Annotated in this window: 22 protein-coding genes; 15 read left to right on the top strand and 7 right to left on the bottom strand. The window is 45.7% G+C overall.

Annotated elements, in window-relative coordinates; all coding sequences use genetic code 11:
- The first annotated feature begins 69 nt into the window (after window positions 1-69).
- Together H9W84_RS10535 and H9W84_RS10530 are read left to right on the top strand one after the other, a co-directional pair.
- Entirely contained in the window at window positions 70-954 is an 885-nt protein-coding gene (locus tag H9W84_RS10535) for an alpha/beta fold hydrolase (protein ID WP_239743506.1), read from the top strand.
- Between the two features lies 1 nt (window position 955).
- A complete protein-coding gene (locus H9W84_RS10530) occupies window positions 956-1,573 on the top strand; it encodes an alpha-ketoglutarate-dependent dioxygenase AlkB family protein (protein WP_203172476.1) in 618 nt (205 codons plus the stop codon).
- A 28-nt stretch (window positions 1,574-1,601) separates the two neighbouring features.
- Here the strand turns inward: H9W84_RS10530 and hisA are convergent, their stop codons facing one another.
- Window positions 1,602-2,351 (bottom strand): 1-(5-phosphoribosyl)-5-[(5-phosphoribosylamino)methylideneamino]imidazole-4-carboxamide isomerase, encoded by a 750-nt coding sequence (hisA, locus tag H9W84_RS10525; RefSeq protein ID WP_239743504.1) that lies wholly within the window; start codon window positions 2,349-2,351, stop codon window positions 1,602-1,604.
- A 147-nt stretch (window positions 2,352-2,498) separates the two neighbouring features.
- On the opposite strand from hisA, the gene nhaD reads away from it, so the two are divergent.
- From nhaD to rplS, 5 genes are all read left to right on the top strand, one after another.
- Window positions 2,499-3,962 (top strand): sodium:proton antiporter NhaD, encoded by a 1,464-nt coding sequence (nhaD, locus tag H9W84_RS10520; RefSeq protein ID WP_239743501.1) that lies wholly within the window; start codon window positions 2,499-2,501, stop codon window positions 3,960-3,962.
- 316 nt (window positions 3,963-4,278) lie between these two features.
- Window positions 4,279-4,536 carry a 30S ribosomal protein S16 gene (gene rpsP / locus H9W84_RS10515; protein WP_007115987.1) on the top strand — a complete coding sequence of 86 codons (258 nt, stop codon included), beginning with the start codon at window positions 4,279-4,281 and terminating at the stop codon, window positions 4,534-4,536.
- Window positions 4,537-4,570: 34 nt separating this feature from the next.
- Complete coding sequence (gene rimM, locus H9W84_RS10510) at window positions 4,571-5,128, top strand: ribosome maturation factor RimM (protein ID WP_062333456.1); 558 nt, start codon at window positions 4,571-4,573, stop codon at window positions 5,126-5,128.
- A 126-nt stretch (window positions 5,129-5,254) separates the two neighbouring features.
- Complete coding sequence (gene trmD, locus H9W84_RS10505) at window positions 5,255-6,025, top strand: tRNA (guanosine(37)-N1)-methyltransferase TrmD (RefSeq protein WP_239743499.1); 771 nt, start codon at window positions 5,255-5,257, stop codon at window positions 6,023-6,025.
- 124 nt (window positions 6,026-6,149) lie between these two features.
- Entirely contained in the window at window positions 6,150-6,530 is a 381-nt protein-coding gene (rplS, locus tag H9W84_RS10500; protein ID WP_007115984.1) for a 50S ribosomal protein L19, read from the top strand.
- 141 nt (window positions 6,531-6,671) lie between these two features.
- Here the strand turns inward: rplS and H9W84_RS10495 are convergent, their stop codons facing one another.
- The 4 genes from H9W84_RS10495 to argH are packed head-to-tail and all read right to left on the bottom strand — an operon-like array spanning window position 6,672 to window position 10,043.
- The gene (locus H9W84_RS10495; protein WP_239743498.1) at window positions 6,672-7,970 is read right to left on the bottom strand and encodes an MFS transporter; all 1,299 of its coding nucleotides are present in this window, start codon (window positions 7,968-7,970) and stop codon (window positions 6,672-6,674) included.
- A 41-nt stretch (window positions 7,971-8,011) separates the two neighbouring features.
- On the bottom strand, window positions 8,012-8,299 hold the full coding sequence (locus H9W84_RS10490; RefSeq protein ID WP_007115982.1) for an oxidative damage protection protein: 288 nt from the start codon (window positions 8,297-8,299) through the stop codon (window positions 8,012-8,014).
- Between the two features lie 21 nt (window positions 8,300-8,320).
- Entirely contained in the window at window positions 8,321-8,665 is a 345-nt protein-coding gene (locus H9W84_RS10485; protein WP_007115981.1) for a gamma-glutamylcyclotransferase family protein, read from the bottom strand.
- Between the two features lies 1 nt (window position 8,666).
- The gene (gene argH, locus H9W84_RS10480; protein WP_239743766.1) at window positions 8,667-10,043 is read right to left on the bottom strand and encodes an argininosuccinate lyase; all 1,377 of its coding nucleotides are present in this window, start codon (window positions 10,041-10,043) and stop codon (window positions 8,667-8,669) included.
- An 81-nt stretch (window positions 10,044-10,124) separates the two neighbouring features.
- Here argH and H9W84_RS10475 point away from each other — a divergent pair, with 81 nt between their 5' ends.
- From H9W84_RS10475 to H9W84_RS10460, 4 genes are all read left to right on the top strand, one after another.
- Entirely contained in the window at window positions 10,125-11,303 is a 1,179-nt protein-coding gene (locus H9W84_RS10475) for a histidine kinase (RefSeq protein WP_239743496.1), read from the top strand.
- Between the two features lie 266 nt (window positions 11,304-11,569).
- Window positions 11,570-12,307, top strand: a complete 738-nt coding sequence (locus H9W84_RS10470) for a LytR/AlgR family response regulator transcription factor (RefSeq protein WP_239743493.1) — start codon at window positions 11,570-11,572, stop codon at window positions 12,305-12,307.
- Window positions 12,308-12,484: 177 nt separating this feature from the next.
- Window positions 12,485-13,444, top strand: coding sequence for a hydroxymethylbilane synthase (gene hemC / locus H9W84_RS10465; RefSeq protein WP_239743491.1), 960 nt, complete (start codon window positions 12,485-12,487; stop codon window positions 13,442-13,444).
- Window positions 13,445-13,465: 21 nt separating this feature from the next.
- Window positions 13,466-14,254 carry a uroporphyrinogen-III synthase gene (locus H9W84_RS10460; protein ID WP_239743489.1) on the top strand — a complete coding sequence of 263 codons (789 nt, stop codon included), beginning with the start codon at window positions 13,466-13,468 and terminating at the stop codon, window positions 14,252-14,254.
- On the opposite strand, the gene mutY is transcribed toward H9W84_RS10460, so the two are convergent.
- Both mutY and H9W84_RS10450 read right to left on the bottom strand, forming a co-directional pair.
- Complete coding sequence (mutY, locus tag H9W84_RS10455; RefSeq protein WP_239743487.1) at window positions 14,237-15,511, bottom strand: A/G-specific adenine glycosylase; 1,275 nt, start codon at window positions 15,509-15,511, stop codon at window positions 14,237-14,239. The two genes, H9W84_RS10460 and mutY, sit on opposite strands and share 18 nt — an antisense overlap.
- 170 nt (window positions 15,512-15,681) lie before the next feature.
- Window positions 15,682-16,422 carry a dienelactone hydrolase family protein gene (locus tag H9W84_RS10450; protein WP_239743485.1) on the bottom strand — a complete coding sequence of 247 codons (741 nt, stop codon included), beginning with the start codon at window positions 16,420-16,422 and terminating at the stop codon, window positions 15,682-15,684.
- Between the two features lie 205 nt (window positions 16,423-16,627).
- Here H9W84_RS10450 and H9W84_RS10445 point away from each other — a divergent pair, with 205 nt between their 5' ends.
- The 4 genes from H9W84_RS10445 (at window position 16,628) to H9W84_RS10430 (ending at window position 20,418) form a co-directional block, all read left to right on the top strand.
- A complete protein-coding gene (locus H9W84_RS10445; protein ID WP_239743483.1) occupies window positions 16,628-17,101 on the top strand; it encodes a YcgN family cysteine cluster protein in 474 nt (157 codons plus the stop codon).
- Window positions 17,102-17,257: 156 nt separating this feature from the next.
- Window positions 17,258-18,157, top strand: a complete 900-nt coding sequence (locus H9W84_RS10440; RefSeq protein WP_239743481.1) for a CBS domain-containing protein — start codon at window positions 17,258-17,260, stop codon at window positions 18,155-18,157.
- A gap of 52 nt (window positions 18,158-18,209) precedes the next feature.
- Window positions 18,210-19,784, top strand: coding sequence for an apolipoprotein N-acyltransferase (gene lnt, locus H9W84_RS10435; RefSeq protein ID WP_239743478.1), 1,575 nt, complete (start codon window positions 18,210-18,212; stop codon window positions 19,782-19,784).
- 145 nt (window positions 19,785-19,929) lie between these two features.
- Window positions 19,930-20,418 carry a hypothetical protein gene (locus H9W84_RS10430; RefSeq protein WP_065253848.1) on the top strand — a complete coding sequence of 163 codons (489 nt, stop codon included), beginning with the start codon at window positions 19,930-19,932 and terminating at the stop codon, window positions 20,416-20,418.
- The last annotated feature ends 8 nt before the right edge of the window (window positions 20,419-20,426 follow it).

The raw sequence follows: 20,426 nt of genomic DNA, 5'->3' as shown, positions 1-20,426 counted from the left end.
GTCATAACTTTTCACTGGGTCTTATAATCAAGTGACTAAGTGATTAAGTGATTAATTAGGACAATTGGCATGGAAGAACAACGCATCAATCTAAATGGCAAAAACGCCAAATACTATAACATCAAAACCCCCACCGCCAGCCAGACTGCCCATTTTTACGGCGGTAACGGCTTTGCCTTAGGCGTGTACGAGCCACTCTTGAGCGACTTAGCGCAACATCTTAATATCACCGCGCTAACCATGCGGGGGGAATGGTACGATAAACCGACTGAAAACGCGCTGACGCGGGAACAAGATGCGGATGTCTTGATTGAGTTCTTGCAAGCGACCCTAGCAGAGCGAGACGGCAAGCCCGTCATCGGTATCGGGCATTCACAAGGGGCAACTGCCACCACCATGGCAGCTGCCAAACGCCCGGACTTGTTTAGCGCGCTTTACTTGCTTGAGCCTGTTACCTTTACCAACCAGCAAGGCAAGCTTTATAGCCTAGTGCCACGCATGGTGAAAATGACCCGAGAACCCTTTAAAAGTACCCAAGTCAAACAAGCCAACTGGCACAGTGTGGATGCGTATTATCAATTTCTTCGCCGTCATAAAGCATACAAACGTATCACCGATGAACACCTTTTAACCTATGCCAAAAATAGTTTAGAGGCAGGTGAGCAGGCTGAACTCACGCTACGTTTTTCACCCAAGCAAGAACTCGCCAATTATTTTGGTACACCGCTGATTATGAAACCGTTACAACAGCTTCTTGCCGACAACAAAGTGCCTGTGCAGTTAATTATCGGTAAGCCGTCGATGTTTATCAGTCAACAAGTACGTCAAATGTGGGATACATTCGTGCCCAAGGAGCAAATGACGGTGCTCAATGACTATGGACATTTACTGCCACTTGAAGCACCAGAATTATGCGCCAAGCTCATTTTTCAAAAGCTGAAGTTGACAAGCTAACATGAGTTTATTTGCCGCCAATCCCAACGAGAATTTGTTGCCCTACGATGGCATTGTCAATGATTTTGGGCAGGTTTTTGACAGCCCCGCTTATGAGCCCAATGCGCTTTATCGGCATTTTTTAACGCAGTTACCTTGGCAGCATGACGTTGTCACAATTTTTGGCAAAACCCATGTCACCCACCGCCAAATCGTGTGGATGAGTGAAAACGATTATCACTATTCTGGACAACGCAAGACGGCAACACCTTGGACTGCGGATGTTTTGGCATTAAAACAGCACATAGAATTGCTACTGGCTGAGCAACAGATGAGCGCAAATTTTAACGCCTGTTTGTTTAATTATTACCCCACAGGCGATGATGGTATGGGCTACCATGCCGATAATGAAAGCGAACTGGGCAATGAACCCATTATCGCGTCTGTTTCATTAGGGGCAACCCGTAAATTTGTATTTAAGCACCGCATCACCAAGGAAAAAGTCGAGATTCCCTTGCAAAATGGACAGCTAATTGTCATGCGCGGACAGACCCAGCGCCATTGGCTGCACAGCCTGCCTAAGACCAAAAAAGTAACGGAAGGTAGAATTAATCTGACCTTCCGCCATATAGCGAATTAAATATCATTTAGCTATCGAGTAGCGCCTGCTAGCTATCGAGAAGCGCCTGCGCCGCAGCAATATCGAGAGTGCCTTCATAAATGGCACGACCTGTAATGATGCCTTCTAGATAATCACTGTAGGGTTTTAGGTTTTCGATGTCTTGTAAATCCGTCACCCCACCAGAGGCAATCACCGGAATACCGCCTTCTTTTGCCAAGTTGACCGTTTGCTCGACATTGACGCCTTGCATCATGCCATCACGCGCAATATCAGTATAGACGATAGAAGATACGCCTGCATCGGCAAAGCGTTTTGCCAAATCCACTGCTTTGACATTGGTGACATTTGCCCAGCCGTGCGTCGCTACCATACCGTCTTTGGCATCAATACCCACAATGATATGACCGGCAAATTCTTGACACGCCTGTTCAACAAATTCAGGTTGTTCGACCGCTTTGGTACCGATAATAATATAGGTCAAACCTGCTTCTAGATAATGACGGATGGTGTCAAGGCTACGGATACCGCCACCGAGTTGAATGGGTAAATTTGGATAGGCTTTGGCAATCGCGGTGACGACGTCTTTATGCACAGGCACGCCATCGAAAGCACCGTTTAAATCCACCAAATGCAGGCGTCGAGCGCCTTCTTTTACCCAGCGGCTTGCCATTGCGACAGGGTCGTCACTAAATACGGTATCGTCTTCCATACGCCCCTGTTTTAGGCGGACACATTTGCCGTCTTTGAGGTCAATGGCAGGGATAATTAAAGTTGGCGTAGTTGATAACGTCGTCATGGGGTTGTCCTGTTGTCAGTTGGCGCAAAGTTGAGCTAGGTTAGTCAAAATGCGTGTCGCTAGAATTTGGCGATAATTTTACCGTATAATGCCAAATAAGGTTAAGATATTTTGCATGTGGGTATTAGCATAACAGGGGTAGCGATAATGTTATACGTGGTGATAGCAGGGATTTTTATATTAGGGTACATGGCGATTGCCTTTGAGCACAACATCCATGTCAACAAAGCTGCCAGCGCGCTACTGACTGCGATTGCGTTATGGGTACTGCTGAGCTTTGGTATCGATACGCTTGTTGCCAACCATTCAGTGACCGCCAGTCTTGCCAATCATCAAGATTCTTTGCATTTTGTCGGCGAGCAGTTACGTGAGCATTTGGCAGAAATTGCCGAGATTTTGTTCTTCTTGATGGGGGCGATGGCGATTGTTGAGCTGATTGATGCGCATGATGGCTTTCGAGTGATTACCGATAAAATCCATACCAAAAATGCCAGTAAGCTACTCGCCATTATTACGATTATCACCTTTTTTCTCTCATCGTTACTCGATAACTTAACCACCACCATTGTGATGGTATCACTGGTGTCAAAAATCATCGATGACCAAAAAATGCGATGGTATTTTGCAGGTCTTATTGTGATTGCGGCCAATGCAGGCGGCGCTTGGTCACCTGTGGGTGATGTTACCACCACCATGCTATGGATTGGCGGGCAGATTACCGCAACGGGCATTATGGCAAATGTGTTTATCCCAAGTATCGTATGTACGTTAATCCCCATGGGTTTGGTGATGATGCAGCTAAAGGGTCAAACCGTGACCGCGCCTATACTGCCAAGCGGACAAGAATCTGACAGTGAATTGGCTAGTATGCCTATAGAGCAGCGTATCGAAAGCTTACGTGCTACCATCAAATCAAACGCCCAAGATAGCATTAGTCAAAAAACGCGCATGACAGTGTTACTGCTGGGGTTGGGGGCATTGGCATTTGTGCCAATTTTTAAAACCCTTACCCATTTGCCCCCTTATGTCGGCGTGTTATTTGGCTTGGCAGTACTGTGGATGGTCACTGAAATCATGCACCGTCACCAAGATAATTATATCCGTGAGCGTATCGGGGTTGAAGGCGTATTAAGCCGTATCGATATTCCCAGTATTTTATTTTTCCTCGGTATTTTATTGGCGGTGGCAGCGCTTGCCACTGCGGGCATACTCGGTGACGTAGCAAAATGGCTGGATGCCACTTTTGGCAATGTGTATGTCATCAATGTCATGATTGGCTTATTATCCTCAATCGTGGACAACGTGCCTCTGGTAGCAGGGGCAATGAATATGTATCCGCTGACCACCGATGCCAGTATCGCGCAAGCGGCGGCAGCTGAAGCCGCGCGCCTTGAGCTGTTTCGTCAAGATGGCATGTTTTGGGAGTTTTTAGCTTATTGTGCGGGGACAGGCGGCAGCTGTTTGATTATCGGCTCAGCCGCGGGCGTGGCAGCGATGGGTATGGAGAAAATCCCGTTTATGTGGTACATGAAAAAAATCACTTGGCTTGCACTGATTGGCTATCTGGTCGGGGCAGGGGTGTATGTGCTGATTGAAACGATGATAAGATAATACGATAATCGGCTATTAAATTGTAAAAAAGGCGCAAATAAGCGTCTTTTTTTTATGCATTGGTTTTATGGACTGGTTTTATCGACTTGTGAATGATGCTATCGCTTCAATGTGATTAAACTTGCGCTAAATATAAAAAGTCAAAATTTACCCCAAAAAGCTATTGATTTTGATAAAAATATGCTAAACTATTGCCCTTTTTGGTGTACCTAAACTTTGCTAAAACTGTATTTATGCCGTTTTTTCAATTGTTTGGGTCTTTTAGGCTCTAACCACTGAACTAGATTCAATTGATTGCATTCACAGAGAGAACATTATGGTAGTTATCCGTTTACAACGCGGTGGTGCGAAAAAACGCCCATTTTATCAAATCGTGGTAACCGACTCACGCAATGCCCGTGACGGTCGTTACATCGAAAACATCGGGTTCTTTAACCCACTAGCGCAAGGTCAAGAAGTGCCACTACGCATCAACGCTGACGCTTACCAAGCATGGATCAACAAAGGTGCACAACCTTCTGACCGTGTTGCCGCTTTATTTAAAGCAGCTAGCAAAGCACAAGCAACTGCTTAATTTTTTATAAAAATTAAGTAGAGCGGACTTTAATATGGCAAAACAACCGACAGACTTGCATACCAATGAGGCTAACGCATCGCTATTTAAAATCGGCGAGCTAAAAAAGCCTTATGGCATTCATGGCTGGCTATGGGTATTTAGCTTTACTGAAGACCGTGAAGCGATATTTCATATGCAGCCTTGGGTCATCAATACTGCCATGGGTCAAAAGACCTTAACGGTAAAAAACTGGCGACAACAAGGTAAAGGCTACGTGGTACAACTTAACGAAGTACCCGACCGCAATATCGCAGAAACTATGTTTGGCGTGAGCCTTTGGGCAGAAAAAAACAATCTGTCCGAGCTTGCAGAAGACGAATATTATTGGTCAGATTTGATTGGTTTGACGGTGATTAGCCAGTCAGAAAATGTCATTTTAGGACGTGTAAAAGAGCTGTTTGAAACAGGGGCTCATGCCATTATGGTAGTCGAGCCGACTGCTGATAGTGTGGATGGCGAAGAACGACTGATTCCTTGGCACAAACAGACCATTGGCGAGGTGAATTTAGCCAAGCAAACCCTGATGGTCGATTGGGGCAGTGATTATTAAACGTTGATAACTAACATTGATGATTAACATTTGCGTGTACGTCCCTGACGGGGACCTAGCATTTATTCGATGGGAGTTGTCAATTAACAAGGCGTTGTTAATGTCAAGCTAAAGTGAGTGTAGCGTATGTTTTTTGCGGTAATAACCATTTTGCCCGAAATGTTTGCTAGTATTACTGATTTTGGCATCACTGGGCGGGCGATGGCTCGCAAGCAAGCGGAAATCTTGCTGATTAACCCCAGAGACTTTACCACAGACAATTATCGGCGTATCGATGAGCGTCCGTTTGGTGGGGGTCCTGGCATGGTAATGATGGCAGAGCCGTTACAAAAAGCCATCGACTACGCCAAAACGCAAGCCAATGCGCGTGGTAAAAGCTGTCCTGTGGTGTATTTATCGCCACAAGGCAAGACACTGAGCGAAAGCAGGGTGCTTGATTTTTGCCAATATGACGGCTTGATTTTATTATGCGGTCGTTATGAAGGCATCGATGAAAGACTACTGAGTCAGTCTGTCGATATCGAATGCTCAATTGGTGATTACGTGTTGACAGGCGGTGAATTGCCCGCGATGGTGTTGATGGATAGTGTGATACGCCGTTTGCCCAATGTGATGGGCGATGATTTATCGGCGCAGCAAGACTCCTTCGTGGATGGCTTGCTAGATTGTCCACAATATACCAAACCGACTGAATATCAAGGGATGAAAGTGCCTGACGTGCTGTTGTCAGGGCATCATGCCAACATCGCCAAGTGGCGATTTATTCAGCAGGCAACACGCACCCAGTTAAGACGTCCTGATTTGTGGCAAGCCTTTGTGCCAACCAAACAGCAACAAAAATGGCTGAAAGAAGCAGCGCAATCTGCTAAAGACAGCAACCCAGATTCATCCACTTGACGGATGCCCTAATCGTGTCGATTGCTATCAAGGCACATAAAATTAGCGGGGAGTATGCGCATTTGCTGACATCAACTAACCTTAGTCAGCTTAGCCTCTGTCCCCAGTGAGAGGAGAAAATCTCATGAGTAACAAACATCCTTTGGTTCAACAAATCGAAAATAGCCAGCTTAAGCAAGACGTACCAAGTTTTGGTCCTGGTGACACTGTTGTCGTACAAGTAAAAGTGCGTGAAGGCGACCGTGAGCGTCTACAAGCATTTGAAGGTGTTGTTATCGCTAAACGTAACCGCGGCTTAAACTCTGCGTTTACCGTACGTAAAATCTCTAGTGGTGTAGGTGTTGAACGTGCGTTCCAAACCCATTCACCACAAATTGCAAAGATTGAAGTAAAACGTCGTGGTGATGTACGCCGTGCCAAACTTTACTACCTACGTGACCGTTCTGGTAAATCAGCACGTATCCGTGAAAAACTGTCAGTGCGTAAAGAAGAAGCGCAAGCTTAAGGCTTTAACTGCGTTATTTATTATTTGCCTAAATGGGTTAAACTTTGATTGTCATGGTTTAATCAACACCAAAAAAGCAAAAACCCCAAATAAATCTATTTGGGGTTTTTTGTTAGCTAACTTTAGCCTTTTATGGGTGGGCTAGTCATGATTAATTAAGCTATGCTCTTTGGTATCTTTCATACGAGTATAAACAATCAATGAAATCCCAATCATAATCGTCACATATAAGAAAAACCATTCTTCATGGCCTGCTTGCTTGAAGGACAATGCCACATACTCGGCTGTACCGCCAAACAAAGTATTGGCAATCGCATAGGGTAACGCCACGCCCAACGCACGAATATGCGCAGGGAACATTTCAGCTTTAACGACTGCATTAATTGACGTATAGCCTGTGACAATTATCAAACCAAACAAACATAACGCAAACGCCATCCACGGGTCTGTCGTGCCTGCTAAGGTGCTAAAAATAAAGTAAGTAAATAACACCCCCATCACACCAAATCCTATCATCAGCGGTTTACGCCCGATTCTATCGGATAATGCCCCAGCGACAGGTTGCAAGAGCATAAAAATAAATAACGCAATAGCGGTGATTTGGGTAGCCGACTCTTTACTAAACCCTGACGTGTTGACCAAGAATTTTTGCAAATAAGTGGTGTAAGCATAAAATGCCAATGTACCGCCTGCCGTCAATCCAATGACCGTAAATGCCGCTTTCGGGTGTTCTTTAAATAAAGCCAATGCGCCGGATTTTTTTTGCGAACTACTGGTATCAACTTTATTAAAGGATTCCGTCTCAAGCAAGCCACGGCGAATATAAAATACAAAAAACGCCAACAAAGCACCAATGACAAACGGAATCCGCCAACCCCAAGCTTTGAGTTCAGCAGGGGTTAAAACTTGCTGTAGAATAATCAGAAGTACCAGCGCTGTTAACTGCCCAGAAATCAGCGTAACATATTGAAAACTAGAGAAAAATCCGCGTCTATCTTTACCCGCCATCTCGCTAAGGTAAGTGGCGCTAGCCCCATATTCGCCACCAACACTGATACCTTGAATTAAACGAGCAGTCACCAACAGTATTGGGGCGAAAATCCCAATACTGTCATAACTTGGGGTAACCGCAATCATCAATGAGCCTAAGCACATTAATGTTACTGATAGCGTAAGACCTGCTTTACGACCTTTCTTATCCGCATAAACGCCCATTATCCATGCACCGATCGGTCGCATGACAAAGCCCACCGCAAAAATCGCTGCGGCACTCAGCAATTGAGCCGTTTGGTTGCCTTTTGGAAAAAATACAGGGGCAAAATATAAGGTAAAAGCTGCATACGCATACCAGTCGTACCATTCGACCATGTTACCCGCTGACCCGCCTAAAATAGATTTTAAGCGTGTTTTTTGGTCAATAGTTTCAATCGATTGAGACATTGAAAATCCTTGTCAAAGACTTGTTGAATACATGCTAAAGGTTATTTTTGCGCTGTCCAGCCTTTTGGGCGTTCATAGTCTTCATTATCCAAAAATTTATTGCGCTGCTCGGTAATAAATTTTTTGGCTTCTGGGTCAATCATGCTCAAGTGATTTTCATTGATGAGCATGGTTTGGTGCTCTAGCCATTCGTTCCACGCCTTGGCTGACACGGTGTTTTGCAATTCTTCGCCAAGCTTGTTTGGGAACGGTGGTTTTGGCATTTTGGGTAGCTTTTGTTTGTATTTACGGCACATGACCATGTGGTCAGCGGGGTTATAAGTTTCCATTTGTTATCCTTTTAATAGTTGCTAGGCTGTGTCGCTAGCATCGGCATAAATCCAAGCAGTAGCACCACTGTCAAAGTGACCTTCTACTCGTGCGTAGGCATCGACTTCGTAGCGGTCGGCTTGGGCAAGCTCATCCTCGGTAATCTCAAAAATCACACCTGCCACTTTGTCGGTTGGGTTATTGGTTTTAAGTAGTATCGGATGAAAACGTTTGCCACTTTTGGCGACCACATCGTCATCAGTGATTTCGATTTCACCCAACTGGTAGCCAATGAGTTGGTCTTTACTACCTACCAGTGTACGCCCAAAGGTGGCAAGCTGTACATTTTCTTGTTGTAATGTGCCATACGAGAACAGTTTTGGCATATTAATGACCTAATTGTTCGATACGCTCACGCCCACGCTCAATCGCCATTTTGACTTGATTTGGGGCTGTACCACCAATATGGTTACGGGCATTGAGCGAACCTTCAAGGGTCAGATATTCAAATACGTCCTCACCAATCAAGTCGCTAAAGCTTTGAAGCTCATCGAGTGATAATTCACTCAAATCTACGCCTTTTTGCACACCTAACGCTACTGCTTTACCCACTACTTCATGCGCGTCGCGGAAGGCTAAGCCTTTACGCACTAGATAATCCGCCAAATCGGTGGCGGTCGCATACCCTTTCATGGTCGCGGCACGCATATTTTCTTTGTTTGGAATCAAGTTTGGCAGCATATCAGCAAAGGCAAGTAGTGAGCCGGTTACAGTATCTACCACGTCAAATAGCGGCTCTTTATCTTCTTGGTTATCTTTGTTGTAAGCCAGCGGTTGGTTTTTCATCAAGGTCAATAGGGTAATCATATCGCCAAACACGCGTGCAGCTTTACCCCGTACCAGCTCTGGCACATCGGGGTTTTTCTTTTGTGGCATAATCGATGAGCCCGTGCAAAAACGATCGGGGACGACCACAAACCCAAATTGCGCTGACATCCACAAGATGATTTCTTCACTCATACGTGACAAGTGCATCATTAACAGGCTTGCGCTACTGGCAAATTCAATCGCAAAATCACGGTCGGATACCGCATCTAATGAGTTTTGACAAATCCCTTCAAAGCCTAATAGCTCGGCAGTAAATTCGCGCTCAATCGGATAAGTCGTACCTGCTAGCGCTGCGGCGCCTAATGGCATTTGGTTGATACGTTTTCGACCATCAATCAAGCGTTCGCTATCACGCATTAGCATCTCAAACCACGCCATCACATGATGACCAAAACTGACAGGCTGCGCGGTCTGCAGATGGGTAAAGCCTGGCATGATAGTGTCGGTATGCTCGCTTGCCAAATCAAGTAAGCCCGTTTGTAGACGTTTTAACAATCCTAAAATAATATCGGTTTGGTCACGCAGATATAAACGAATATCGGTCGCAACTTGGTCATTACGGCTACGCCCTGTATGTAGTTTTTTGCCGACATCACCAATAATAGCGGTCAGACGAGACTCCACATTCATGTGCACGTCTTCAAGCGCCACCGACCACGCAAATTTACCATCGGCGATTTCTTGTTTGATTTGGGTTAAACCGCCAACGATTTGGTCTTTTTCCGCCTCGGTAATAATACCTGCTTTGGCCAGCATGGTGGCATGAGCAATCGAGCCTGCGATGTCTTGATTGGCAAAACGTTGGTCAAATCCGACAGACGCGGTAAATTCAGCGACAAAACTGTCGGTGGCTTCGCTAAAACGTCCCCCCCACATACTAGATGTGCTAGAATCAGCGGAAATTTGATTGCTCATAATACGTCCATTTTTTGTGTAAGTGTGAAAGGAATAAAAACAATGAGATTGCTGGAGCTGTTATTTCCCTCTGCAAAATCTAGGGCTAGTATAGCAAAAACTGAGGATGCCTCACAAATTTCACTCAAGCGGATTAAAGAGCCGCTCACCAGCACCTTTTTCCTGCCCAATATGAGCGAAAAACAGACCATCAAACTGTGGGCAAGCTATATCGCGTTTTATTCACTGGTTTCGATTGTAACGCTGTTAACTTTTACCCATGATATCAGTTTGATTATCCGCCATAGCATTGAAACGGTGGTGATTACTAGCTTAGTTGTGACGGGTGAAATGGTTTTTTTGGCGAATTCTGCCAAAAAATTCAGAGAATTTAATTGGCGCTCAAAACAAATCACCGGCTATCTGCTATCGACTTCGTTTATTATCGTGCCGGTACTGAGTTTGCTAGGTCGGTTGCTGTTATTTTTCACACTGGGCTATGAAGTCAGTTTAAATACGCTGATACTAGAAACCCTGGTGAATACTTTATGTGCCTTTTTGATGATAGCGGTGCTGCTCACCTTTTTTGAGATACAGTACCAAAATATTCGCCGCGCTGAACTGCGTAACCAACAGAAACTCATCGAGCAAAACGAGCAGTTAAAGGCGCGTATCACCCCGCATTTTTTCTTTAATCTACTCAATACTATGCAATATCTGATAGAAACCGATGCGTATGAAGCAGAGAGAATGATTTGTCATATCTCAAATCTGTATCGGGTGAGCTTTGATGAGACGCGTGAGATTGCGCTACTTGATGAGATGGAGCTATGCGAAAGCTATTTGAGCATCGAAAAATACCGTTTTGATAAAAAGCTGAAGGTAACCTGGCATCTGCCCGATGAAGATTTGCTCTATGACATGGTGATTACCTCGTTATCGCTACAAATAGTGATTGAAAAACTGATCGTACTGATTGTTGAAAACAGTACCGACCCCATTCACATTATTATTAGTATCGATTGGCAAAACGATGTTGCCAAAATTGATATCGAAATTGAGCTACCGGCAACGACGTATCAGCTGATTTGTCAAGATATTCGCCAAAAACTGCAGTTTAATAGCCAAGTGGCAATTTTGCGTCAGTATTTTGGTCATGAAGCCAGTATTCACTTTGAATTATCTGGTCAATTGCTAATCACTCAAATTCGCTATCCCCTCAAAGATGTCGCAGCTTTTTAGCCCATTTATGTTGTTAGTCGGAATTGGCATAAAAAAGTCACCAATCTAACGCGGCATTTTACATTTTATTTAACAAACTATGATATATTAGCATCTACTTAATAAAATGCGTTTATTAGTTTATCTAATCAGTTAAGCGCTATTTTATAAGGGTTTGATTGCTCACAAAGAGGTTGTGTTGGATTTGGCATAAGATTTTGAAGTAAGTAAGATTTGTAGGGTTAAAGGCATGTGTTTTTGACCTCAAAGGAGCAAAGGAGTAAACAGTGAGAATTGTGATCTGTGACGATGAGCCACTAGCCCGAGAGAGGTTGGCACGTATCGTAAGAGAAGAGGGACATGAGGTAATTGCCCTGGCAGCCACCTGTATGGAGGCCATTGCAAAAGTCAAAGAACTCGCACCCGATGTAATTTTGTTAGACATTCGGATGCCAGGAATGGATGGTATCCGCTGCGCCCAAGAGCTCAATGAGCTTAATAATGCGCCCGCCATTATTTTTGTGACCGCGTATGACCATTACGCGATTGCCGCATTCAAAGCACACGCGGTTGGCTATTTGTTAAAGCCTGCCAACAAAGAAGAATTGTTACAGGTACTATCGAGAGCGTCATTGCTTAGTAATGCACAGCTCAATGAAATCAGTCGATTAGAAGATCCGCTAGCACAGTCAAATCGTCAGCATATTGCGGCGCGTACCCATCGCGGGGTGGAGCTGATTGCGCTGCAAGATATCTATTATTTTACAGCCGACCAAAAATACGTGCAAATCCGTCATAAAGGTGGCACGGTTTTAATTGATGAAACGCTCAAAGAGCTTGAACAAGAATTTGGTGATGCGTTCTTTCGTATCCATCGCAATGCATTAATCAATCTTAACTACCTAGAAATGCTTGAAGCGATTGACCAAGGCCAGTACCAAGTGTGTTTCAAAGGCTTGTCCGACAAACTTGCCATCAGCCGCCGTCATTTGCCATTACTACGCGATAAAATCCAATCAATGTAGTGTATGTAGTGTCGTCTTTCGCATGTTTCCGTATGCTTTAGCGAGCAGCCAGAGAAATTATCCTGACATTTTGCTATACTGTTGCCTAACTCGCTGAATTAATGACAGATACCCATCTGACAAATGCCTAGCTTAGAGAGTTAGGCATTTTTATCGAATGCTAAAAAAGATACTGCTATGACTACGTTAACCACTTTAAATATCGCCACTCGCCAAAGCCCGCTTGCATTGTGGCAAGCCGAACACATCCAAGCGCGGTTGCAAGCGCTGTACCCAAGCCTGACCGTCAATCTAGTACCGATGGTCACCCAAGGCGACAAAATCCTAGATACCCCGCTGGCCAAAATCGGCGGCAAAGGCTTATTTGTCAAAGAGCTTGAGCAAGCCTTATATGAAAAACGTGCCGATATCGCCGTGCATTCGCTCAAAGACGTACCCATGGTGCTCCCTGAAGGTCTGACGCTTGGCGCATATTGTGAGCGTGAGCAGCCAACCGATGCGTTTATATCAAATCACTATGAAAGTATAGATGCGTTGCCACAAGGCGCTAAACTTGGTACATCAAGTTTACGGCGTCAATGCCAAATCCAGCAATATCGTCCTGACTTAGAGATTATCAGCCTACGCGGCAATGTAGGCACGCGCTTAGCCAAGCTAGATGCAGGTGAGTATGATGCCATTATTTTGGCAACCAGTGGCTTGACGCGTTTGGGGCTTACCGATCGTATTCGCCATGAACTTGATACGCATATCAGTCTGCCCGCGGTCGGACAAGGTGCGCTTGCCATTGAATGCCGAAGTGATGATGCCGATGTGCTGGCACTATTAAAACCGCTCAATGACGAGCCAAGCCGTCTATGCGTGATGGCAGAACGCGCCATGAATCGTCATTTACAGGGTGGTTGCCAAGTACCGATTGCAGGCTTTGCTACCATTCAAGATGGACAAATTTATTTACAGGGTCGTGTCGGCAGTGTGGATGGTAAAACCTTGTTAAAAGCCGAGCATCATAACGCGTTAGTTGATGACGTACGGGAGTCTGAGCAAATTGCTGAAGCCATGGGCGTGGTGGTGGCTGAAGCGCTCATTGCACAAGGTGCGGACAAAATCTTGGCGCAGATTTATCAAGACCACTGATATTGAATGATACGCATAGCCATGCAATTTATCAATACCAGACCTGATCAGCGAGCCAAGATGCTAAGCCTATTTTTGCGCCACCATGGCGTTACAGTGACTGAGCTGCCGCTGTTGGCATTGGTAGAAAAGCCGTTGACAGTGACAGAGACAGCAGTTTTACAATCGATTGACCATTATCAAGTGGTGGTGCTAGTCAGTGAAGCGGCAGTAAAGTATGGCTTAGCGAGGCTTGCCACCTTGGTCAAGCTAACTGAATTGTCCAAAAAGATTACATGGGTGGCGGTGGGTGACAAAACCGCGAATTACTTTAACCAGACCTGGCAGCAGCTCACAGAGTTGCCACCACCTACCATTATTTTTCCTGATGAAAAACGCGCGCAAAACAATGAAGGGCTATTAAATTTGCCGGTAATCCAAGCGCTTGGTAAAGGCGATTATTTGCAGGTATGGCGCGGCATCGGCGGACGAGAATTATTGGCAGATACATTGGCGGTAAAAGGTGTGCAAGTGCATTTGCTAAACTTGTACCAACGGATTTTACCAAGCGCAACCACCCAAGCATTCGCGGTTTGGCAGCAAACGCAGACCCATAACCAACCCATCGTTGTACTCATCTCAAGTTTGACCGCCTGGCAAAATTGGCAACAACTAACAGCAAACACTGAAATGGCTGCCAGCTGTTATTATTTGGTATTGCAGTCGCGTATTGCAGAGCAAATGTTATTACAGCAGGCCAATCTTAACATAACCATCATCCCTGATTTAATGCCTGCGACGATTTTACACGCATTAACCCCTTGTCAATAGCTGCATGGCTTTTGGTTTGGCTAAGCTGTTTTGCGCTGAATCATCTACCCATGATAGCGTTTGCAGCGCTTGTTGCAGTGTTTGCGTCAGCCGCATACCCTGCTCTATCGTCAGCGTCATGGTGAGCGGGGTCAAAAACCAATGAAAATGGGTAAGGCTATGTTTGACAGTATCAGGGCTATCTAAGTTAACCTGCTGGATATTTAGCAGTTGCTCAGCTTGTAAGAACTCAAAAATAATCTGCTCAGCGGTGTTGTATTCTGCTTCAAACGTCGCCTCTTGCTGCCAGGTTGCCAGTAGCGGCGCACCTGGGTTTTTTTCGCCCGATTGTTTTTTGACAAATGCCAATGGTAAACACCACAGTCCACCCCAAATCCCATTGTCAGGACGTTGTAGCCACAAGGTTTTGTCATCGCAAACCAGCTTTAACGCTAGCGAAAACTTAGACGGATTGGGGGATTTTTTACTTTTTACCGGATAAAAACTTTGCTTACCTTGGGCATTTGCCACGCAGTCGGCTTGCACGGGACACAGTAGGCAGGCAGGTTTGGCTTTGGTACATAGCGTCGCCCCTATATCCATCATCGCTTGCGCATAGTGCCCACTGTCACGGGTCGGTGTTAGGCGCTCGGCAAGTTGCCAAAGCGCTTTGGTTGTGGCAGTTTTGGTGATATCGCCGTCAATACCCGCCCAACGGGTCAGCACACGTTTGACATTACCATCGCAAATCACTCCTCTGTCACCGCCATATTGGTCAGCTCTGACACCCATCGCCACAATCGCACCTGCCGTAGATTTACCTACCCCTGAAATCTGCTCCCAGTGGGCAACCGTTTGCGGAAATTTGCCAGTTTGCTCGATGATATCCACCAGCTGCTTGGCACCTTTATGCAGATTGCGCGCACGTGCATAGTAACCCAGTCCTGCCCAGTGCTCAGCGACTTGCTCCCAAGATGCGTTTGCCAAATCCTGCACCGTGGGAAAACTTGCCATAAAGCGCTCAAAATAAGGAATCACCGTCGCCACTTGGGTCTGCTGTAGCATGATTTCAGATAACCACACAGGATAGGGGTCTGGCGTGTCAAGCTGATGCTGCTGCCACGGCAAATCATGACGCCCGTTATGGTCAAACCAGGTCAAAATACGCGGTGCAAAACTATCAAGCTGCGTTTCGGTATGCGCTTGGGTATGGTTGTGGCTTAAGTGCTGATTGGGACTTGGCATCGTTGAGGGATTTGTGTTCGGATGTGCGTTCAAAATTCACCATCGGGTTACTATCGTGATAGCTATATAAGACTTTCTAGTTGGGATTCAATAGTGACTGACAACAGACTTAACAAAGCTGGACTCAAACTGAGACGTAGACATAAAAAAAGCAATATCATGATGGATATTGCTTTTGGGGCTAACGATGCAGCGGCTGTATGTTATACAAGATTGTCTTGCATAAACGCAATCATTTCATCCCAGCTGGCTTTTGCCGCATCTGCATCATAGCCCAAATCCACGCCATTTTCTTCGGCGCGTTTGTCAGCATTAGGATTGGTAAAGCCGTGTTTGGCGCCTTCGTATACATCGACTGTGTACTCTACATCGGCGTTATCCAACTCTTTTTTTAGCCCTTCAATCGCATCCATTGACACCATGCTATCGGCTTCACCATGTGCGACCAATACTTTGGCGGTGAATTTGCCTTTTTGTGCCGGTTGTTTTGGGGCAGGGTTGCCGTGGAAAGTCGCCACTGCTTTAAGCGGGAAGCCTTCACGCGCCATGTCTAAGGCGATTTTGCCGCCAAAGCAAAAACCAATTGCGCCCAGACGGTTTGTGTCAACGGCTTCGAGGTCGGTAAAGTCATCCATAATGAGTTTACAGCGCGCCATCAACATGTCTTGGTCAGCGAGCATTTGGCTCATCCATTCATTGGCTTGGGCGGCATCTGTGGTCAGTTTACCTTCGCCATACACATCCATGGCGACGGCAGCAAAACCCGCTTCGGCTAAACGCTCAGTGACTTTTTGTGGGTGCTCAACGACGCCCCACCATTCAGGCGCCACCAAAATCGCTGGGGCAGGATTGTCGTGGCTCGCTGATTCTGGTAGACAGACATAGCTTTTGAGCTCCACGCCATCGCTGGTGGTAGATTCGAGTTGTAAAATTTGAATTGGCATCATAAATCCTTATGTTATGGTAAATGATATGATTGGTTGCTATTGTTATAAGACACTGGCGTTATAAAAACGCTGGATTCATACGCTACTCAAAGCGTGGCAAGTCAGTGCAACGGTTAATACAGGCACTACTGTATACTGAAATCATCGCATTTTCCGTTATAATACTGTCACTGTTTTATACAAGCCAAAAGTTGAAAACATAATGAGCCAATCTGTTACCTTACGCCCGCAATTTTGGGAGCGATTTTCGTTAGAACAATTGACCCAAGCTGAATGGGAAGCCTTGTGCGATGGCTGTGGGGCGTGTTGTTTGATTAAATTTAAAGACGATGACACCGATGAAGTTGAATACAGTGATGTTGCCTGTCGACTGCTTGATTGTAACACAGGGGCTTGCCAGCATTATCCAACAAGGCGCGACTATGTGCCCGACTGCATCAGCCTAACCATCGATAACATTGGCGAGATGTACTGGCTACCGGCAAGCTGCGCCTACAAGCGCTTGTACTACGGGCAACCACTACCAAGCTGGCATTTATTACTTACCCAAGATGCCGCCGTGACACAAACCATGATGCGCCAAAAAAATATCAGCGTGGCGGGACGCTGTCAGTCCGAAACAGAGGTTTCTGAACTAGAGCAAGAAGAACGGGTAATTCATTGGATTCGCCAATAGTGCTTATTTATTCAAGGCTTTACTAGCATTCAACAAGCTGATGGGTGAGTAAAATCAGCCAATAAATACAATAAAATTAAGAAAAATACCATTGCAATCATCATGGGGTTAAGGTAAGGTAAAAAAATCTTTCGCCATATGAGGGTCTCGTCGGCTATGTCAGACGACAATTCGAGTTCACACCTGTCAAACAAACAACAAGGCAGTAGCTGGTCACGCGGTCTGAAACGCTGGCTATCCACCGCCCCTGAAACCCGTGATGAACTAGTCAAATTGGTACATGATTCGCGTCGATTTTTGGCGCCCGACACCGTCGATATGTTAGAGGGCGTGCTAGATTTACCCGCCATTCAAGTGCGAGAAATCATGACCCCTGTCAGCCACGTTGCAGGCATCACCCAGCACCAAAACTTGCAAGACATCATGTCGCTCTATATGGAAACCGCCCACTCGCGTTATCCTGTATTTACCGATGACAATAAAGACACAGTGATGGGTATCTTACTTGCCAAAGATTTGATTCCGTTTTTGGTCGCCAAGGCGCAAGGTCAAAATATTGACCATTTTAATCTTGAAGCGATTGTACGTCAGCCAATTTATATCAGTGAAACTGCGCGTTCTGACAACCTGCTGCGTCTATTTCAAAAAAATCAAATTCATATGGCAATCGTCATCGATGAGTTTGGGGTGGCATCAGGCGTGGTGACGATGGAAGACTTACTCGAGGAAATTGTCGGTGATATCATCGATGAGCATGACGACATCGAAGAAGATACCGATATCAACCATATAGTGCCTGTGCCTAACCAGCCTGATACATGGATTGTGCAATCCATCACCTCAGTCTCAGACTGTAATGAACAGCTAGGTACCCATTTTGATAGTGAGGATGTCACTAGTATGGGCGGACTGGTCATGCAAGAGCTTGGCGAAGTCAATGAGGTGTTGGGTCAAACCGTCTTTATTGACGATTGTCGTTTGACAGTATTGTCAGCAGATGGTCGATTTATCCAAGAAATTGAACTGGTTAAAGGGTATAATCAGCTCGACGATTAGTCCCATTACTTATGTTTGCAAAACCGTTTAACCTTAAAGGCAATACTCGCCAATGCGTCTTACTACCCAGTCCCTAAAAAAGCAACTTTCTGTACAATCTCATCACGATAGTGCCAAATCTGCAAATACCAAACAGCCGCTGTTACCCAAACTGGTGCTGGCTTGGCTTGCGGGTGCGGTATTTATCTTTGCGTTAGCGCCTTACAATTTTTGGCTAGTGGCACTGTTGTCGCCACTGGTGCTGTATTGGCTATTATTGCCCACAATGTCAAATTGGCGGGCGTTTTGGCTTGGTGAAATGTATGGCATGGGATTGTGGAGCGTGGGCGCGTTTTGGTTGTTTACCTCGATTCATACCTATGGTGATACCCCTACCTTGTTAGCCTTGCTGATGATTGGTTTTGTTGGCTTGGGGATGGGATTGTTTCATGGTGCCTTGGCGGTCATTTTTAATCGCTTTGTGGCAAAACAGCCGTTAAGCTTTGCGTCATTATGGGTGGTACAAGAGTGGCTAAAAACCTGGCTATTTACAGGTTTTCCTTGGCTATTTGTGGGCTATGCTTATACAGCGCAACCTTGGCTGACGAGCCTTGCCCCAATTTTTGGGGTGTTGGCGCTGAGCTTTGTATCCGTGTTTGTCTCAGCAAGTTTAGTGGAAGCGGCGCGAAAAAAATACCGTTTTTTAATTCCCTCGTCTTTGATGTTACTGGCAAGCGTGGCGCTGTGGCTTATTGCCCCGCAATGGACGACCCCCAAAGGCACACCAAATCTGAAAGTCTCCTTAGTACAAGGCAATATTCCGCAGGACTTAAAATGGCTGCAAGAATACCAAATCCAAACGCTGGGTATCTATGCAGGTTTAAGTAAAACAGAATGGGGGCAGGACATTATCTTATGGCCAGAGTCGTCGATTCCGATGTTTCAGACCGACGCCATGCCCTTTATCAGCCAAATTGCTGCCCAAGCCCGCGAAAGCAATACCGCATGGCTCACTGGTATTCCGTATGTGGATGTCAATGAATACGATCCAAAAGTTGATAAATACGAGCCATTTTACAACAGTGTGATTGCTTTGGGCGCCGATGCCAAAGGCTTATACAAGAAACAAAATTTGGTACCTGTGGGCGAATATATCCCGTTTGAAGGTATGTTAGATTGGGCATTACCAAACTTGATGAGCGGTACCATGAGTTTTCGCAGTGGGTCTGCGCACCAAGCACCCTTGCAAGTCAAAAACCACCCAGTTGGCGTGGCGATTTGTTATGAAGTCGCCTATCCTGATACCACCCGCCGCAATGCCAAAAATACCGACTTTTTATTGACGGTATCCAATGATGCCTGGTTTGGCACATCGGCAGGTCCATTACAGCATCTACAAATGGTGCAAATGCGCTCGATTGAAACCGGTCGCTGGTTTATGCGCGCGACCAATACAGGCGTGACCGCAATCATCAATGATAAAGGCAATATTGTTGCCAAAGCGCCAGCCTTTGAGCGCACGGTGCTACGGGGTGAGATCCAATCGCGCGTTGGCAATACGCCATTTATGCGCTGGGGTAGTTATCCTATCTTGGCACTGGCAGCGCTATTGCTACTGATTAGTTGGCTGGTTCGTAAAACACGTTAAAACCTTAGATGCAGTAAGGTTTTGTCACCAATTGCAAAAATTTAGTATATAATGGTTACAAAGTTCCGTATAATAGTTAAAAATTAGACTTGAATTTATTTAGATTCAACAACTCTTGCCCCAATGATTTACAGTGAGGTTTACGATGGCTCATCATGAAGTCGTGGAAAACAATGTCAAAAAAGAACTTAGTTATTCTTTAATTGGCGTTTTAGCGTTTCTAGGCGTGGTTTTATTAATCCTTATTTCAGCAATTGTTCGCCCCGCTGGTAACCACGTTGACGTTGCAAAACTCAATGCTGAAGTAGAAGCCAAAGCCGCTGCATCTGCTGCTGCCGCTGCCAAACCAGCGGGTTCGACGCCTGCGGCAACCTCACCTGCGGCGGGTGAAACCACCACCGCCACTGCCAATGCAGACACCGCAACAGGTCCAAACGCCACGGTTGCTAGCCCAGACAATGCTTCTATGACGCCATCTTCTGCACCAACGGCTACTGCAAAAACATCGACCATTGAAGCGCGTAATGCCTCAACGGCTGAAGCCAAAGCAGAGATTAAAGCCAAAACAGGTGACACCCCAAATATCGCACCACCTGTTGCCTCAGCGGTCAAATCTCAAGAACAATCAAAATAAAACATCAA

Origin of the sequence: Moraxella tetraodonis (genome assembly GCF_022359095.1) — a bacterium.
GTDB classification, from domain to species: Bacteria; Pseudomonadota; Gammaproteobacteria; order Pseudomonadales; family Moraxellaceae; genus Faucicola; species Faucicola tetraodonis.
Note: the sequence above shows the minus strand (reverse complement) of the source record. Positions and strands in the feature narration are given on the sequence as shown.